Source organism: Sphingomonas sp. GW821-FHT04B01 (assembly GCF_059420425.1).
On the sequence record NZ_JBWKTR010000015.1, the window covers coordinates 1 to 16,150 of the forward strand.

At 62.3% G+C, this 16,150-nt stretch carries 14 protein-coding genes; 4 read left to right on the plus strand and 10 right to left on the minus strand.

Annotated elements, in window-relative coordinates; translation table 11 throughout:
- From traA to AC07UH_RS20270, 4 genes are all read left to right on the plus strand, one after another.
- On the plus strand, nucleotides 1-2,262 hold a 2,262-nt coding region (gene traA / locus AC07UH_RS20255; RefSeq protein WP_495181986.1), incomplete at its 5' end, for a Ti-type conjugative transfer relaxase TraA.
- A gap of 73 nt (nucleotides 2,263-2,335) precedes the next feature.
- Nucleotides 2,336-2,956 carry a hypothetical protein gene (locus AC07UH_RS20260; RefSeq protein WP_495181987.1) on the plus strand — a complete coding sequence of 207 codons (621 nt, stop codon included), beginning with the start codon at nucleotides 2,336-2,338 and terminating at the stop codon, nucleotides 2,954-2,956.
- Nucleotides 2,957-2,964: 8 nt separating this feature from the next.
- Entirely contained in the window at nucleotides 2,965-4,047 is a 1,083-nt protein-coding gene (locus tag AC07UH_RS20265; protein WP_495181988.1) for a helix-turn-helix domain-containing protein, read from the plus strand.
- Nucleotides 4,048-4,109: 62 nt separating this feature from the next.
- Nucleotides 4,110-4,805 (plus strand): DUF6118 family protein, encoded by a 696-nt coding sequence (locus tag AC07UH_RS20270; RefSeq protein WP_495181989.1) that lies wholly within the window; start codon nucleotides 4,110-4,112, stop codon nucleotides 4,803-4,805.
- A 13-nt stretch (nucleotides 4,806-4,818) separates the two neighbouring features.
- Here AC07UH_RS20270 and AC07UH_RS20275 read toward each other — a convergent pair whose 3' ends face one another.
- The 10 genes from AC07UH_RS20275 to AC07UH_RS20320 all read right to left on the minus strand — a co-directional run bounded on the left by AC07UH_RS20275 (nucleotide 4,819) and on the right by AC07UH_RS20320 (nucleotide 15,998).
- Nucleotides 4,819-5,496, minus strand: coding sequence for a DUF2290 domain-containing protein (locus AC07UH_RS20275; RefSeq protein ID WP_495181990.1), 678 nt, complete (start codon nucleotides 5,494-5,496; stop codon nucleotides 4,819-4,821).
- A complete protein-coding gene (locus tag AC07UH_RS20280; RefSeq protein WP_495181991.1) occupies nucleotides 5,493-7,649 on the minus strand; it encodes a DEAD/DEAH box helicase in 2,157 nt (718 codons plus the stop codon). The genes AC07UH_RS20275 and AC07UH_RS20280 overlap by 4 nt, the downstream gene beginning before the upstream one ends.
- A gap of 325 nt (nucleotides 7,650-7,974) precedes the next feature.
- Entirely contained in the window at nucleotides 7,975-9,912 is a 1,938-nt protein-coding gene (locus AC07UH_RS20285) for an FTR1 family protein (RefSeq protein WP_495182020.1), read from the minus strand.
- Nucleotides 9,913-10,139: 227 nt separating this feature from the next.
- The gene (locus AC07UH_RS20290) at nucleotides 10,140-10,430 is read right to left on the minus strand and encodes a hypothetical protein (RefSeq protein ID WP_495181992.1); all 291 of its coding nucleotides are present in this window, start codon (nucleotides 10,428-10,430) and stop codon (nucleotides 10,140-10,142) included.
- Between the two features lie 6 nt (nucleotides 10,431-10,436).
- Nucleotides 10,437-10,901: a hypothetical protein gene (locus AC07UH_RS20295; RefSeq protein WP_495181993.1), complete on the minus strand. Its 465-nt coding sequence runs from the start codon at nucleotides 10,899-10,901 to the stop codon at nucleotides 10,437-10,439.
- 10 nt (nucleotides 10,902-10,911) lie between these two features.
- Nucleotides 10,912-11,538 carry a pyridoxamine 5'-phosphate oxidase family protein gene (locus tag AC07UH_RS20300; RefSeq protein WP_495181994.1) on the minus strand — a complete coding sequence of 209 codons (627 nt, stop codon included), beginning with the start codon at nucleotides 11,536-11,538 and terminating at the stop codon, nucleotides 10,912-10,914.
- Nucleotides 11,535-11,819 carry a DUF3325 domain-containing protein gene (locus AC07UH_RS20305; protein ID WP_495181995.1) on the minus strand — a complete coding sequence of 95 codons (285 nt, stop codon included), beginning with the start codon at nucleotides 11,817-11,819 and terminating at the stop codon, nucleotides 11,535-11,537. The genes AC07UH_RS20300 and AC07UH_RS20305 overlap by 4 nt, the downstream gene beginning before the upstream one ends.
- On the minus strand, nucleotides 11,816-13,414 hold the full coding sequence (locus tag AC07UH_RS20310) for a PepSY-associated TM helix domain-containing protein (RefSeq protein ID WP_495181996.1): 1,599 nt from the start codon (nucleotides 13,412-13,414) through the stop codon (nucleotides 11,816-11,818). Before AC07UH_RS20310 ends, AC07UH_RS20305 begins: the two co-directional genes overlap by 4 nt.
- A complete protein-coding gene (locus AC07UH_RS20315) occupies nucleotides 13,411-13,734 on the minus strand; it encodes a hypothetical protein (RefSeq protein ID WP_495182021.1) in 324 nt (107 codons plus the stop codon). The genes AC07UH_RS20310 and AC07UH_RS20315 overlap by 4 nt, the downstream gene beginning before the upstream one ends.
- Nucleotides 13,735-13,751: 17 nt before the next feature.
- The gene (locus tag AC07UH_RS20320) at nucleotides 13,752-15,998 is read right to left on the minus strand and encodes a TonB-dependent siderophore receptor (RefSeq protein ID WP_495181997.1); all 2,247 of its coding nucleotides are present in this window, start codon (nucleotides 15,996-15,998) and stop codon (nucleotides 13,752-13,754) included.
- Between the last annotated feature and the right edge of the window lie 152 nt (nucleotides 15,999-16,150).

The window sequence follows — 16,150 nt, forward strand, 5'->3', positions numbered from 1 at the left end:
CGCAACGCCGAGGATCATGTCCGGATCGCGCGCGAGAACGGCGAGCGGATCATCGCCGATCCGCGTCACGCGCTCGATGGTATCACCCGGCAGCAATCGACCTTCACCACCCGCGACCTGGCGGTGTTCGCGTTTCGGCACAGCGACGGCAAGGAGCAGTTCGACCAGGTGATGGCGGCGGTGCGCGCCAGCTCCGAGCTGGTCGCGCTGGGCAAGGACGGCCGCGATCAGGAGCGGTTCACGTCCCGCGACATGATCGCGACCGAGGCGCGGCTGGAGAAGGCCGGCGACGAGTTGGCGCGGCGCGGCGATCATGGCGTGTCCGACCGGCAGCGGGCCGGCGCGCTGGAGGCGGCCGAGGGGCGGGGGCTTACGCTGTCCGGCGAGCAGCGCGACGCCTTCGACCATATCACCGGCCGCGACGGGCTGGCGTCGGTCGTCGGCTATGCCGGCACCGGCAAGTCGGCGATGCTGGGCGTGGCGCGCGAGGCGTGGGAGCGCGAGGGTTATCAGGTGCGCGGGGCGGCGTTGTCCGGGATCGCGGCCGAGAACCTGGAGGGCGGATCGGGGATCGGCTCGCGCACCATCGCCAGCCTTGAGCATGGCTGGGCGCAGGGGCGCGACCAGCTCGGGCCGCGTGACGTGCTGGTGGTGGACGAGGCCGGCATGATCGGCACCCGCCAGATGGAGCGGGTGCTGTCCCATGCCCGCGACGCCGGGGCCAAGGTGGTGCTGGTGGGCGATCCCGAGCAGTTGCAGGCGATCGAGGCGGGCGCGGCGTTCCGGTCGATCACCGAGCGACACGGCGCGGCCGAGATCACCGAGATACGCCGACAGCGTGAGGACTGGCAGAAGGAGGCTACACGGGCCTTCGCCACCGGGCGCACGACCGAGGCGTTGTCCGCCTATGCCGCGCACGGCATGGTTCACGGGGCCGACACGCGCGAGGCGGCGCGGGCCGAGTTGGTAGACCGCTGGGACCGGGATCGTCAGGCCGAGCCGGACAAGACCCGCATCATCTTCACCCACACCAACGCCGAGGTTCGCGAACTCAACCAGGAGGCGCGCGAGCGGGTGCGGGCGACCGGCGGGCTGGGTGAGGACCGCACCGTCGCGGCCGATCGGGGCGAGCGCGGTTTCGCGGCGGGCGACCGGATCATGTTCCTGCGCAACGAGCGGTCGCTGGGTGTCAAGAACGGCACGCTGGGCACGCTGGAGCGGATCGAGGGCGGGCGCATGGGCGTCTGGCTCGACGGCGGACGCAGCGTCGCCTTCGACCTCAAGGACTATGCCGCGATCGATCACGGCTACGCCGCCACGTTCGGCAAGTCGCAGGGCGTGTCCGTCGATCGCGGGCACGTGCTGGCGACGCCGGGCATGGACCGACACAGCAGCTATGTCGGGATGACGCGGCACCGCGACGACGTGCAGCTCCACTACGGCCGCGACGACTTCGCCGACCAAGGTAAGCTCGCCCGCGTGCTGTCGCGCGACCGGTCGAAGGACATGGCCGGCGACTATGCGCCGGACCGTAGCGAGCAGGATCATGTCCGCACCTTCGCCGACCAGCGCGAGATCCGGTTCCCGGAACTCGCGCGCCAGGTGGTGGAGAAGGTCCGCGACAAGGCTCGCGGCATGTTCGCGGGGTTCAGGCCGAAGCCCGCGGCCGAGAAGACGCCGGCGGCCGAGCGCAGCGGTGCGGCGATCGGCACCGATCGTCCCGATCAGGCCAGGGCGATCCGCGACTATGCCCGCGTCGCGGCCGACGTGCGGCGTATGAAGGCGCAGGGCTTGCCGGTGCTGCCGCATCAGGAAACGGCGGCACGGCGCGCGATCGAGGCGCTGGACGCGACTAGGCCCGATGCCGCCCGCGACCTCGCCTCAGCAATGCAGCGCGATCCCAAGCTGATCGAGCAAGCAGCGAGCGGTGACACGGGCGGCGCAGTGCGGGCGATGGCGGAGGAACAGCGCGTGCGGCTCGATCCGGACGCGCGCGCTGATCGGTTCGTGTCGGGCTGGCAGGCGATGCAGCGCCTGCGCGCCGGGCTGGAGCGCGCCGGCGACACCGCCGGTGCTGAGACGATGCGCGGGCGCATGGCGCAGGCCGCGGGCGGGCTGGCGCGTGATCCGCAACTCGAATCCGCGCTGCGTCGTCGCGCGCCCGAACTGGAGCTGAAACTGGAGAAGGACCGGGCGATCGGTGACGCGCTGGCCCGCTCGATCGGGTCGGGACGCGAACGGGACAGGGGATTGAGCCGGTGATGTTCACGAAATATCCCTTGACCCTCAAAGGCGGTGCGCTCACAAACGAACTCGAAAAAATCAACATGGGTGCATGATGCCGGTTCTGGTTGAGGCGTTGGCGGTTCAAACGAGGCTTGAGGAAATCGGCGCGAGTGTCGCCGATCTGATCGCCATTGCTCGCTCGGCTGTCGGCGCTCGACGTTCGGCGACCCTTGACCACCCTGCCACCGCCGCAGGGTTGCTCTCATGGATTGAAGGCACCGGTACAATGCGGAACGTGCTTGGCCGCAAGGGCTGGCAGCGTAGCCGCGAGAACGGGATCGAGAGTGTCTACAATCCCGAGAGCGGCGTGCGCATCGCTTTCCAGAACGCTGATCGTGCAGGGGAAGAGCATTACGATCCGCTGGCGACATCGGATAAGGGGCCAGCCTCGGCACATTATGTCGCGTCCAACCAGGGCGAGTTGTTCCCCGAGATTGCGAAGGCGGAAGAGAAGCGCGCCAATGCAGCTTGCTACTACCTGTTCGTGCAGGCGATCGGCGACGACGTGAGGGTAGAGCTATCCTTCCCGCGTGCGATCGAGGAGCGTCAGTTCCTCGGTTTCCATGAGCGTATCATCATCGTCGGTCCGGGTGGCTGGGATATAGTGCAGATGCCCGATGACGAGGTAGGCCCCGACTTTGACGTTGATGTCACTCGCCGGGCCGAGTGACCGTCTAAATGTTCAATCCACAGCGCCTCGTAATTGCGAGGCAACGGCGCCGCTTGTCGGCAAAGGAGCTTGCCGGCTTGATCGGGCGGGTGCCGTTGACCATCACGCGCCTTGAGCAGGGTGAATCCGAGCCGGAACCTGAAACCGTTGAGGCGCTTGCTCGCGTTCTTGAGTTCCCGAAATCGTTCTTTTTTGCGGATGATTGCGAGCGACTGACAGAAGGCGCCAGTTTCCGGAGCCTCACTTCCATGACTGCTCGCGAGCGCGACGCGGCCTTGGCGGCCGGTTCAATCGCGTTTGGTTTTTGCGATTGGATTGGGCATCGTTTCAACCGGCCCGAGTGCCAGATACCATTGCTTGATCCAGAAACTCGGCCCGACCAGGCTGCCAGGATTGTCCGGCAGGAGTGGGCGCTAGGTGAAGCGCCGATCTCGCACATGGTGAAGATGCTGGAGGCCAAGGGAGTGCGTGTCTTCTCGCTAGCCGAGACGACACGCAGCATCGACGCTTTCTCCTGTTGGCGCGGTGATGCGCCCTATGTCTTTTTGAACCTAAACAAATCGGCCGAACGCACCCGTTTCGATGCGGCGCATGAACTGGGCCACCTTGTGCTTCATCGTCATGGGGGTGGTGTCGGTCGGACTGCCGAGGTCGAAGCCAATACGTTCGCGTCGGCGCTTCTTATGCCGGAGGCGGATGTGCTGGCTAGGGTGCCGGGAGTGACGAGCCTTCAGCAGCTGGTTCGAGCAAAGCAGCGCTGGAAGGTATCAGTGGCGGCGCTTGCCTATCGGCTTAACAAGCTGGAGCGTATCTCCGATTGGCAATATCGCGGCCTCTGCATCGAGATGCAGCAGAAGGGCTACACGAAGTCTGAACCGGAGCCGATTGAACCGGAGCAATCCGTACTTTGGCAGAAAATCTTCGCTCAATTATGGAGTGAGCGCACAACACGCGACGGCATTGCGCGCGAACTTGGACTTCCGATAGCAGAGCTAGATAACCTCGTTTTCGGTTTGACCGGGGGAGCTGCTCCTGTCGTGGAGGATAAGCAGGCGTTGAAGGGGCCGCGGCTCGTGGCCAGTACCCATTGAGCAGTTAGCGGCTGCGATGTGATCGCCGAGAGGCACACTTTCGGCGACCGACAGGAGGCGGGATGGACGAAGGCGATCACGAGCGGGATGCCGCGGCCGAGGCGTTCGAAGGCGTGCGGGGCGAGCTGGCCTTGCTCCGGCGTGCGATCGAGGGGATCGCCGCCCGTGACGATCAGCCCGAGCCGCCCGACTATAGTGAGACGCTGGCGCAGATCATGAAGCTCGCGACCGGCACGTACCAGCGCGCCGAAATACTGAGGAAGGCAGGCGAGGAGGAAGCAGTGGCGCGCCAGGTCGCCGCCCGGATCGCCGGCGCTGTCGCCGAGGACCGGCAGGCGGTGAAGACGGCGGCTGGCGAGCTGCGTGACGCGACCCGTGCTTTGCAGAGCGTTACCGTATCGGCGCGACGTGCCGAGGATCAGAAGCGGTGGGTGATGCTAGCCGCGATTGGCGGGATCGTTGTCGGCATGATTTTATGGGCGGTGTTTGCCGGCATCGTGGCACGCGTCGTGCCAACGAGTTGGCAATGGCCCGAGCGGATGGCGGCGCGCACGCTCGCTATGCCGATGTGGGAGGGCGGGCAACGCATGATGCAAACCGCCGCTCCTGATGCGTTTGCCAACATCGCGGCTGGGAACCATGTCATCATTGCTAATCGGGGTGTGCTAGAAGCGTGTCAGAAGCGAGCAGATAGGTCCACGCAATCGGTGCGATGCATGTTCACAGTAAGAAAGAGTGATACCAGTCGCGCTTTTTAGAATAGCAGGACCGCTACGGTGAAAGCCACTGGATGTGATGCACTATTTGTTCATCTAGGGTAATTGTAGGTTCTGTACCGTCACAATCTAGGAATGGAGCATGTGTAAGCCACAGTGGTCTGGCGTCTCGGTAAAAATTATCAAATACAAAGTTTAAAAAATCACCAATAGATAAAGGTCCTCGAACAGGAACTCGGCAATCTGGAGATCCAAACGTAAAGTGTGATATTGGGTGGGGATCAGCGCTTTTTTCAGCAGGCTTGCGGACACAATCAAACCTGTAAGTTCCCGTGCTCCGAAAAGCGGCGGACCCAGAGGGGAGTACGCTATACCTGAGCCAATCAGCTATTGGGACAGACTCAGGGCGTAGAGACACAAGATCATTGTCAAAAGGGCATGGGATGAACGTGTAACGGTGCGTCCTTATCTTTCCATTATCGAAAGTGCATTCAATACTAAAGATTGAGGCATCGGTAAAAACTCCAGAAAACCGACCTTGCTCAAGAAGCTCAATAAACTCTACCGGGCTTACGCCTCGCTCCGATATCATGCCGAGGCCGCTTGCCGGACTTAATGATTCAATTGCGGCAGGGCCTTTGAGAAGGTGAAACTGTGTCGCGATGAAAACATCGTTTACTAAACCTTCTTCGAGAAAGAGGTTCATACGATCACATAACCCACGCGGCCTCATGAGTTTGGGTTATAAACTTCGAGGAGGTCAAGTTGGAGGTCGCTAGGAAGTTTCTCGAAGGAGGTCTTTTTGGCTTTGCGAAGAGCCAAACGCAGATCGTCGAAGTCATCCCCAGCCAAGACCGGATCAGTATCTGGATTTGCGGAAGAGACGGCGAGTGCCGGCAATTCCTTGGCTTTAGGATAATGAAACTTAAGTAGAAATTCATCCTTTTCAATAAGCTTAATCTCTTTGGCTATTTTCTTCATCTCGTCGCCATAGCCGACAATATATGTCCAGGCCCGTGAGCGGGTTATGGCCGTAAAGAGAATATTTCTTCTCTTTTTGATTCCATAGTCACCTTCGCAAAACTGAGCATCGACGACAAACACGACTGGTGCCTCGTTGCCTTTTGCTCGGTATATATGCGTTATAGCTATCGATCCCGATCTAAAAACCTCATCACGGGATGAGGTCTGGCCCGGAATATGTCCTTGTAAGCCAACAGATCGAAGGGCATTTAGCATATGACCACTGATATTCTTGGCCTGTCGCACGTTGGGGATGACTACGAGCATATCAGTATGCTCCAGCTCATCCTCATCTATTAAGCGGCTTATCTCTTTAGCTATGTAGGCATACTGCTCATTGGCTGCCTCAAACTTCTTAACCACAAGAGTGTCTTTAGGAGATAGCATCTTCGCAAAAAAATCTGGAACGCTCTTAGGATTGCGCTCCAATGCAACGTTATGGTCGAGAGCCAATTCGCCGGCTGTAGGTGTATAACCTAAGCGCTGCCAGAGCGTAGGATCGGGGAACATCTGGACTAGTGCATCCCGCTTAATCCCAAACCCTAGTCCATGTGCGGTTACGAGGGTCCAGGGCGGATTTCGGTAGCAGCGAGGTAAAACAATGTCCTGCTGGGGTTGATCCTCTTCATTTCTGAGCTGCACTAAGGGGTGGCCGCTGGCGTCGAAGCCGAATAGCTCAGCGGGTGAGGGCATGTGCACATCGCCGAGATTCTGCAAATCATCATAGGCCCACACAATACGACGGGGCGGCTTCGTGAGCCGGTATGCCAAGCGGAAGAAGGAGGAGGGTAAATCCTGCGCCTCGTCGATCAGCATAACGTCATACGTTCCGAGATCGTTTTCGCCCATTGCGGCAAGGGCTTCTTGGCAAGCACCATCGAACGCTCGTTCGTAGCCAAACAAGCGCGCCGCAGAGCCAAAATCACGATAGCTGGAACCAACGCGTCGGGAAGCTTCTGAATATACGCCTTCACGGTCCGAGCCCCCCCACGCGTGCATGACCTTGAGGCGTTCCCAATTCGGCTCCTCGCCGATTTGCGAGAAAACAAACCTTGTTATTAGGCCTTCTAATTGCTGGTACAACGACCTTGTGTTGAACGTTATAGCAATGTCCCAGTCCGGGCGTTTAACATGTAAGTATGCGGCCTTCAGGGCCAAAACGACGGTCTTACCAGAACCGGCTAAGCCACGTATCCGTTGAGGGCCATTCACATACTCAATGGAGCCCCGCTTCTGCCACAAGTCCAGATTCGCAATCTGGCGTTCAATCAACTTAATAGCGCTGCCTTTAGAATTATCTCGCTCAACGCTATCTCGTTTCTTTACGGGCTTAAGGCTTGATATGCGCTGGATAGCTGCATTCAAATGTGAGATAACTGTGTCATCTAACCTGTCAGACTTAGCGACCTTGGGAATTTCTCCCAGGCGGCTTAGGCCAATCAGTAAGCTTTCTCCGTCCTCGACCCAAGCATCGCCTACGGGGTGAACGGAGACCGTTGTAATGTCTACTACAAGATTTCTGTTTTTTCGAAGTTCACGAAAAGAGTTAAGCTTGTTGTACAAAGCAGCATAGAGCTGCTCTTGGCGGGAAAGTACGGGATCGGGTATAGAGCCAACATTCGAAGAGGCGCCGTCATAAGAGTACAGATCGAATACCACAGCGCCGCGGTTACGAGATACAAGCACGGCATCAAAATCGATGCGCTCATCGTCAACGTTGAGGACAGGATAGCCAATATAAAGAGTACCGACAAAGCCCGCTTCCCGCGCTGCCTGTACAAACGAATTTACAACATTCTGGTCTCGATACTCACCAAATATGACATCAAGATCATTATCAATATCGGGCAGTATGGCGTCCATAGCGTCTCGATCCTCGCATCGTGCCGGGCCAGCAGCGTGCATCTCCGCAGGCCAGTTTGCAGATAGCGATAGCACGATCGCGGCATAACCATAGCAAGCAACGTCATCTGCCGGGGGATTGAGAGGTGACCTGTCAGGCCACGGTCTGGTGTCACAACCGTCCAGTTGTGACACCTTCGGCTTTGCCAATGCCGATATCGGGTTGGTGGCGTTTTATCGAAAGGCCGCCCTGGCAGCGACGTGCGCCATCGGTACGCCCGCGATCATAGCCGCGAGATGGACCGTGACCCGACCGCTTTCGAGGCGCTCGTAGAGCGTTGCGGAGTTAGGCGGTCGCTTCCTTTGCAGTGCCGGCGGTTATCCGGTTTCGGCCGAAGCCAATTGCCAGCAGCGACGCGATGACAAGCTGCGCCGCGATCCCCTCTGTTGTTGGATAGATGCCGAGGATTTCAACGCGCGGGAAGCCAGCGACCGGGTTGACTGGCAGCCAGCCTGCTTCCTGGAGGGCGGACACGCCCTTGCCGATCAGCACCACGGCCAGCAGTGCCATGAGTGCCGAACTGTAGGCGAAGAACTTGCCGATCGGCAGCGTGCGGCTGTACCGCATCATCAGCCAGGCGACGATGGCAAGGACCGCGACGGCTGATGCCGCCCCGGCCAAGACTGATCCGCCGTTCCCTTGCGTCCAGATCGCCGCATAAAACAGGATCGTTTCGAAGACCTCGCGATAGACCACGACGAACGACAGGCCGAACAGGAACCACGCCGATCGTGCGTTGAGCGCCGTGGTCAGTTTCTCGCGGATGTAGCGTTGCCATGCATCGGCGTTGCTCCTGCCGTGCATCCAGATGCCGACCCACAGCAGCATCAGCGCGGCGAACATCGAGCCGAAGCCTTCCGTCAGCTCGCGGTTCGCGCCGCTGATTTCGACGGCATAGGTCGCGACCGCCCAGGTGGCGGCGCCGGCGACCAGCGCCGCCACCCAGCCGCCATGCACATAGGGCATCACGTCGTGGCGTTCGGCCTTGCGGAGGAAGGCGAGCATGGCGACCACGATAAGCAGGGCCTCCAGCCCTTCGCGCAGCAGGATCGTGAACGCGCCGAAGAAGCTCGACGCCCCCGATGCCCGCTCCGGCGCGAGCGCGGCTTCCGCCTCGCCAAACAGTGTGTCGAGCGAGCGCGCCTGATCGCGCACCGAGGCCGGCGACGTGCCATTAGCGATGCCTGCGCGCAGCGCACCCATCGCGCCCTCGATCCGCACCATCAGCGCGCTATCGCGCGCCGACAGCATCGGCTCGACCGGCTCGAAGCCGTCGAGATAAGCGGACAGGGCGAGGTTGGTCGCGCCCTTGCGGTCGCCCTTGGCATAGGCCGTGACCGCCTCGTTAAGCCGTTCACGCGCGAGCAACAGCGTGCCGGCGTTCTGCGGCACGATCACGCCAGGGTTGTGGCGCAGGTAGGCGATCACTGCGTCAGCCTTCGCCTCGCCGATCTCACCGGCGAGCGCGGCCGGGGTCAGCCCGATCAGATTCTCCATGTCGATCCGGGCACGTAGGTTCGCGTCGGCTTTCCAGATGCGTTCCCCTTCTGCGACCTTACCCGCCGGGAACGCGAAGCTGCCGGCGTAGAGCGCCAAGTCCCATCGATCCTGCGGCGGCAGATCGACGAAGCTCTCCATGCTGGTGCCGTCGATGCCTTGCTCCAGCACCTGATAGAAGGCGAAGGTGCTGCGCTCACGGGCACGAGCCTTGTCGATGAAGGCGATCGGCGGCGGATCGAGACCGACCGATTGCGGTCCTTTGCCGTTACCGGTGACGCCGTGACAGCTCGCGCATTTCTGCTCGAAAAGCGCGCGCCCGTGTGCGAGGTCAGGTGCAACGACGGGCGCGAGCGGCACCGGGTATGCCTTGATGAGATCGGCCGCCAGCGTGCGGGCTGCCGTCCCTACCGTGTCGGCAGGGGCCTTGGCGGCGATCAGCCGTTCGAGCGCGCCGGCACGACGCAGGAGACCCTGCTTTGCGGCAGAGCCGCTCAGCCCAGTGATGCGCTCGCGCGCCGATGCCGAGAATTCCCGCATCTCGGAATATTCCGTATCGCTGACGATCCGACCGCCCTGTACCGCTTCCGGGTAATCGACCGCCACATAGTCGAGCAGTCGCCAAGCGGTCTGGGCCGGCGAGGCGGTTTGCGCGTCGGCCGTATCGGCGAGCATGATCGCCACGAGGCCGATCAGACAGCATATCGCTGCACGAGCGATCCGCATAAGCAGCCCATAAGCAGGCTCTACCCTGTTCGATCGCGATCCGGCAGCGGTGCCCGGTCCGTTCGCGGCAGCCTGATCAAGGTTCATCAATCGTCCCAGTGCACCGTCCATATACGCATAATGCGAATTGTTCGCAAAGTCCACGTGGCGCCGGGAGTAGGGCCGGGGGTTACAACCGCCCGATTGGCCACCAGCTACAGGTACACCGGAGATGCTTGATTCGTAAGTTAGGTACGCTGCCTCATTGCGTCCCCAACCTTGCCGGCAGCACCAGCAAGCTGAAAGGCCATATCGTCGCTTACCAAGCCGCTCGCGATGCGAAGCAGCTGGGGATCGTTCGCCCGTGACGCCGCGAACAGGGTCAGCACGCGTGCTTCATCGTCACTGATTGCCGGGTCACAGACCTCCGCGAACCGCATCGTGCCATAACCGTGTCGATCGAGGAGCGTCATGGCGCATAGGAAGGCGAGCAATGCGTCCGTCACCCGCCGGTCGAGATAGTCGTAGAGCGTCGCCATCGTGGGTCAGACCATGGCAGCAGGCGTGAAGGGACAGCGCTCCGCGTCGTCCGCTACGATCTTCGGGGTGCGGGGCGCGATATCGCCGCATAACCGGCGAACGCTCAACACGGCCCAGGCGAGTGCACCGGGCAGGCCGTGGGGGATGTCCGGCGTGGCGGTACCGGGTAGCATTGGCATGCGGCTGCCGAGGAGGCGGATGACAGCGCGCTCATCCCCGTTCAGGCGACGCGAGCAGCAGCATTCGGCGACGAGGCACCGGCCGAGCACGGCTTCGGTGAGCTGGAAAACGCTTGCCAGCGCGACGATCCCGGCGGGCGGCAGGCGCAGACTCTGACCGAGCGCGACGAGGCGGGATAGGCTGGTGCCCTCAGTGTCGTAATCGCGCATCCCGCAATAATGTCGGAGCAGCCGGACTACGGCGCGTTCGCCATCGGTGACAGGTGCAGTGATGCGTTCCATGAAGGCCATGGCCGGTTCCTCAGTAGAGGTTCTTCTTCGCGTCGCGTTGCAGCGCCAAATCGATCAGCTTGGCGGGTACCAGCAGTTTGAACTGGTCGCGCGCGATTTGGCCCAGCGTTGGAAACGCACCCTTGGGGAGGCGCTTTTCAGGGTTCCACAGGTCGGATCGCCGCAAGGCCTTCGAGCAGTGGAAATACACCTCGCGTGTCTCGATCACGACGACCGATCGCGGCAGCTTCCCGTCGTGGCGGAAGCATTCCATGATCTCGGGATCAGTTGTGATCGAGGCGATGCCGTTCACCCTCAGCATGTCTTCCACGCCCGGCACGAAGAACAGCAGTCCGACCGCGGGATGGTGGACAATGTTTGTCAGGGTATCGAGCCGGTTGTTGCCGGGTCTGTCCGGGAAAGCGAGATGCCGGTCGTCCAGTGCGTGGACGAAGCCGGCTTCACCGCCGCGTGGTGATACGTCAGCGAGGCCGTTAGGCTGCGACGAGCCGATGCAGAAGAAGGGCGACAGCTCGATGTACCGACGGCTGTGGCAATCGAGGTGCGGGAAGCTCTTGTCACGAACGGCCTTCGCCGGTTCCGCGTAGACGCCGCGTAGATCGTTCTTGTCGGTGAGACGATTATCGGGATCTTTCATCGCTGTGTCCCTTGTCTCTCGACGGTCAGGTTGAGCCATAGGAAGCTCACCGCCGCGCCGGCCATCATCAGTCCGGTCCACAGCACCGGTCCGAACACCCATCCTCGTGCGGCAATCGCGCCAACCAATGCAGTCGCTAGCAACGCCCAGCCGACCAGACGCCAGCGACGCGCGTCGAGGGCAGGCAGACGTCGGCCGAACCTGGGTTCGTGGTGACGATCGCTGGCGAGGCCGAACAACATGAACGCGGCCACTGCCAGCAGGGTGGTGAGGACAGTCATTCCGCCGCGACCGCTTCGGGTAAGAGGGCCTTGTTGGTTGGCGTGCGGATCGGGCGGGGCTTGCGGACGCGAGGCTTGTGACGGACGACGCGGCGCGCCGTCCAGGCAAGGCCGGTCGCCAGTACCAGCAACACCGCATCAACCGTCGCCATCGGCCAGTCCGATGCTGCGATCCATTGCTCCAAGCCTGGGCGCAGGACCAGCAGGTCACATGCGATCACCGTGATCAGCCCTATGGCGGTTGCGCCGAGCAGCGCCGCCCAGCTCTGTTTCGGTCGCAGGATCAGCGCTGCCAACGCGGCGATCCCCCAAGCGGCGAACAGCATCGTGATCTCCCGCTCCGCCCGGTCGGGGGTGGCGAGGGGCAGCAGCCGGTTGGCGAGGAAGAACGCTGCACACCCGAGCGGGAAGCCGGCGACGACCGCGATGTTCAGCCGCTCTACAATGCGGAAACCGAGTGGCGGGCGGAGTGGATCAGGCAGCTTCTCGCGCCGCTTCACCGTCCACAGCACCAGGCCGCTGGCGACCATCACCGTGCCGCCCAGCCCGCATAGAAAATAGAGCCAGCGCAGCGTCAGGTCGCCGAAACGACCGGCGTGCAGGCCGATCATCGCGCCATATGTGGTGACCGCGCCGTTCGGCGGGGGCGATCGCCAGAGCAGGCGACCGGTGACACCGTCATAGGCGACGCGCCTGCCATAGGTGGACAGGCTCGCCCGACTGGCACGGGTCATGGTGATGCGCGCCGCGGCGTCGCCTGGTTCAGCGACCTCGATGAAGCCGATCGGGCCGCCCAGCTGTCGCTCGCCGGCACGGACCAGCGGCTCCAGGTCGACCAGCGGCGCTGGGCGATCGGCGCGGACGACCTCACCGGCGGTGGGGAACAGCGCGGTGAACAGCTTCGTGCTGTCGGCATAATTGGCGATCGTGGCCCAGGGCATCAGCATCGTCGCCAGCGTGACAAGGCCGGTATAGGTGATCATCAGGTGGAACGGCAGGCCGAGGACGGCGCTGGCGTTGTGCCCGTCAAGCCACGACCGTTGGCCCTTGTCCCGGCGCAGCGTGAAGAAGTCCTTGAAGATCTTCTTGTGCGTCACGATGCCGGTCAGGATCGCGACCAGCATCATCATCGCCGCCACCCCGACCAGCCAGCGTGCCCAGATCACCGGCATGTAATGCAGGTCGAAATGGAACCGGTAGAAGAAGTCGCCGCCTCGCGTCTCGCGCGCGACAGGCATACCCGTGGCGTCGACCAGCGCGGAGGTATCCCGTCGGCGTCCGCGTCGCCGCCCCTTGGGTGCATCGGGATCGGGTTGAGGCACCCAGAACACGTACGTTCCTGGTCCCTCGACGGTTGGGACCGTGATGAACCACGTCTTCGCGTCAGGCGCCTTGCGGGCGAGAAAGCGTTGGGCGGCTTTCATCGCCAGAACAGGCTGCTCTACGCGCGGCGCTTCCGGTCGCATCCAGCGGTTCAGTGGTTCACGCCAATAGGCTGCCGTACCCGCGACGAAGATGATGAAGAGCACCCAGCCGAGCAGCAGACCCGACCAAGTGTGGAGCGTCGATTGCGATTGGCGAAAGCCCTTCTTCACAGCCGGCCTCCGTTGGAGATCGACATCCAGGTGATGCCGGCCGCGATGAGCCCCGCGAGCGAAAGCGTCCAGACGGCGCGCCATCCCGAGATGGCGGCGTAGGACCACATGACCGCACCGGCGCACAGGGCAAACGCGATCAACGTCGCCGTGATAGTGGCCGCCGTGATGGGCAAGGGCAGCAACCTTGCGAGCGCCATGGCCCACAGGCTGGCGACGGCATAGCCGAGGGGCATGGCGGCAACGAGACGAAGCGTCGCATCTACGCGCCGCCACCACGCTACTGCCAGTCGCTTGTCGACCTTCGTCTGCGCCGTCATCACGCCGTCCTCCTCCCTCAGAAGCTCACGCGGATCGTGCCCACCACCCGACGCGGCTCGCCGTAGAAGCCCCCAGGGCCGCCGAAGGCGAAGCGGACGTTCCGGTAATAGGTTCGGTCGAGCAGGTTGGTAGCGTTGACGCTGAGGATCGCTCGCTCGGTGAGCTTCAACCGCGCCAGTGCATCGACGGTAGCGTAGCTGCTCTGGCTCACCGTCCCGGGTACGAGTACCGGCGTGCCGTTGGTGTTGAAGCGACCTGACGGTACGTTGCCGCGATCGAAGATGCGCGACTGTGCCGTGACGCCGCCACCAATCGTCAGCCGGTCGCCGAACAGCCGATAGGTAGTGTAGACGCGACCGACGTGCAGCGGGAAGAACGGGTTCACCCGGACGCCGAGCCGGTCTTCCGTCCGTGCGTAGGTGTAGCTGCCGTTGAGGCTCCAGCCGGAAAGCGGCTCGCCCGCGAGCTCCAGTTCGCCGCCCCACGTCTTTACGCCGGACACCGAGATGGACGGCGTGAGATTGCCCGGCAGCGACATCGGTATGCCGTTCGGATCCGTGAGTGTGAGATTGTCCTGCTTGATGTGGAAGCCGGCGGCAGACACGGTGAAACCATCGCCGAACGGAGTCGCCTTCACGCCCGCTTCGTAGTTGGCACCGGTCGTCGGCGGCAGGATGTCATTGTTCACGTTGCGCGCGGACACCGGGCTGAAGACGCTGGCATAGCTCGCGTACAAAGAGACAGCTGGAACGACGTCGACCACGATGCCGCCGTAGGGCGCCCAGCGTTTCTCGCGTTGAACATCGGTGGGTCTGGTCGGCAGAAGGACGCCGGCGGCGTTGAAGTCGTCGCGGTCGGCGCGGTAATCGGTGTAGCGTGCCCCGGCGATGATCTTGAGCCAATCAGTCGGGTTCAACCGAACCACGCCGTAGGCGCCTAGCTGGCGCAGATCCTGAGAGAAGAGCAGAGCGTCGGTGCGGATGATCGAGGGCGATGCGAAGGTCGGCAGCCAGGGATCGATGTCGTAGTTGCCGGCCGTGGGGAAGCTTGGCGGGAGCGCTCTTGGGTCGGGATTGAAGCCCGTTCGGCCCGCTGAGAAGTCCCGCTCGAAGTAGTTGAGGCCGCCGACGACCTCGTGTTCGCGACCGAACAGCCTGACATTGCCGGCGACATACCCGTCGAGTGCGTCTTCGTTCTGATCGACTTCGCCATAGAAGCTGAACGGGTCGCCAAGGCCGGTGCCGTCGCGGCGCGGGAAGCCGCCTGGAATGTTGAAGAGACGGCTGTCGTTGTCGCTGCGGCGCCCGTTGTAGCTGACGCGAACGAGCCAGTTCTTGCCGATGTCCTGCTCCGCTGCCGCGAAGACGGTGGTCACCTCGCGAAGCCAGCGGTTGTAGGCGGCGGCACCCGTGAACGAGCGTGGGAAGTTTGTCTTCGTGCCGTCGTTGTAGAGAAGGGGGATGGTGCCCCAGCCGGCACCCTGCTGATCCGTGCGCAGGTAGTCCGCACCGACACGCAGGCGGGTGTGCGGGCTCACGTCCCATTCAAGGGTGCCGTAGACCACCGGGATCTTGTCGTGCTGAAGATCGATGTAGGACCCGCGATCAGTATAGGCGGCGACCACGCGCGCCCGGACGGACCCGTCCCTGGTCACGGGTCCTCCGACGTCGGCTTCGAACCGGTAGCTCGAGAAACTGCCGCCCTGCATGTAATAGTAGCCGCGGAACTCGGACGGTGCTCGCTTGCGGATGAGGTTAACCGTCGCGGATGGATCACCGACGCCGGTGACGAGGCCAGCTGCGCCACGGATCACTTCCACCCGGTCGTACAGCGCGAGGTCACCCACCGCCGAATTCTCATAGCCGCTGACCTGGTAGATGGTCGGCACGCCGTCGAACTGGAAGTTACGAACCGCGAAACCACGGATATTGTAGTTGGTACGCGCCGCATCGGTGGAGGTGATCGTCACGCCCGGCGTTTGCGCCAGCACCTCGGTGATGGAGGTGAGGTTGAAATCCTCGATCCGCTGACGATCGACCACCGTCACTGATTGCGGTGTTTCCTTGAGCGTCAGCGGCAGCTTGGTCGATGTGGTGGGTCGCTTATCCTTCTCACCGGTGACGACGATATCCTGAGGATCATCGGCTGCCTCTTCGCCAACCGCCGGATCGGCAGGTATTGTGCGATCCGATACCGCCACGTTGGCCATCAATGGTGTGGAAAGAGTGAGCGCGAGCGTCCACAGGCTTGTACCAGCCAGCACGATGATCCCCTGTATTATTGATAGGGACTCGCATTAGCGATCAAGGCACGGGTCGTAAACTGGGGTAAATGAAAAAACCGTCATGGCGGTTGTCACGGTCGTTCGATCGCTCGCCGATTTCACTTCTCAGGGCTAGGCCGACAGCTGACGGC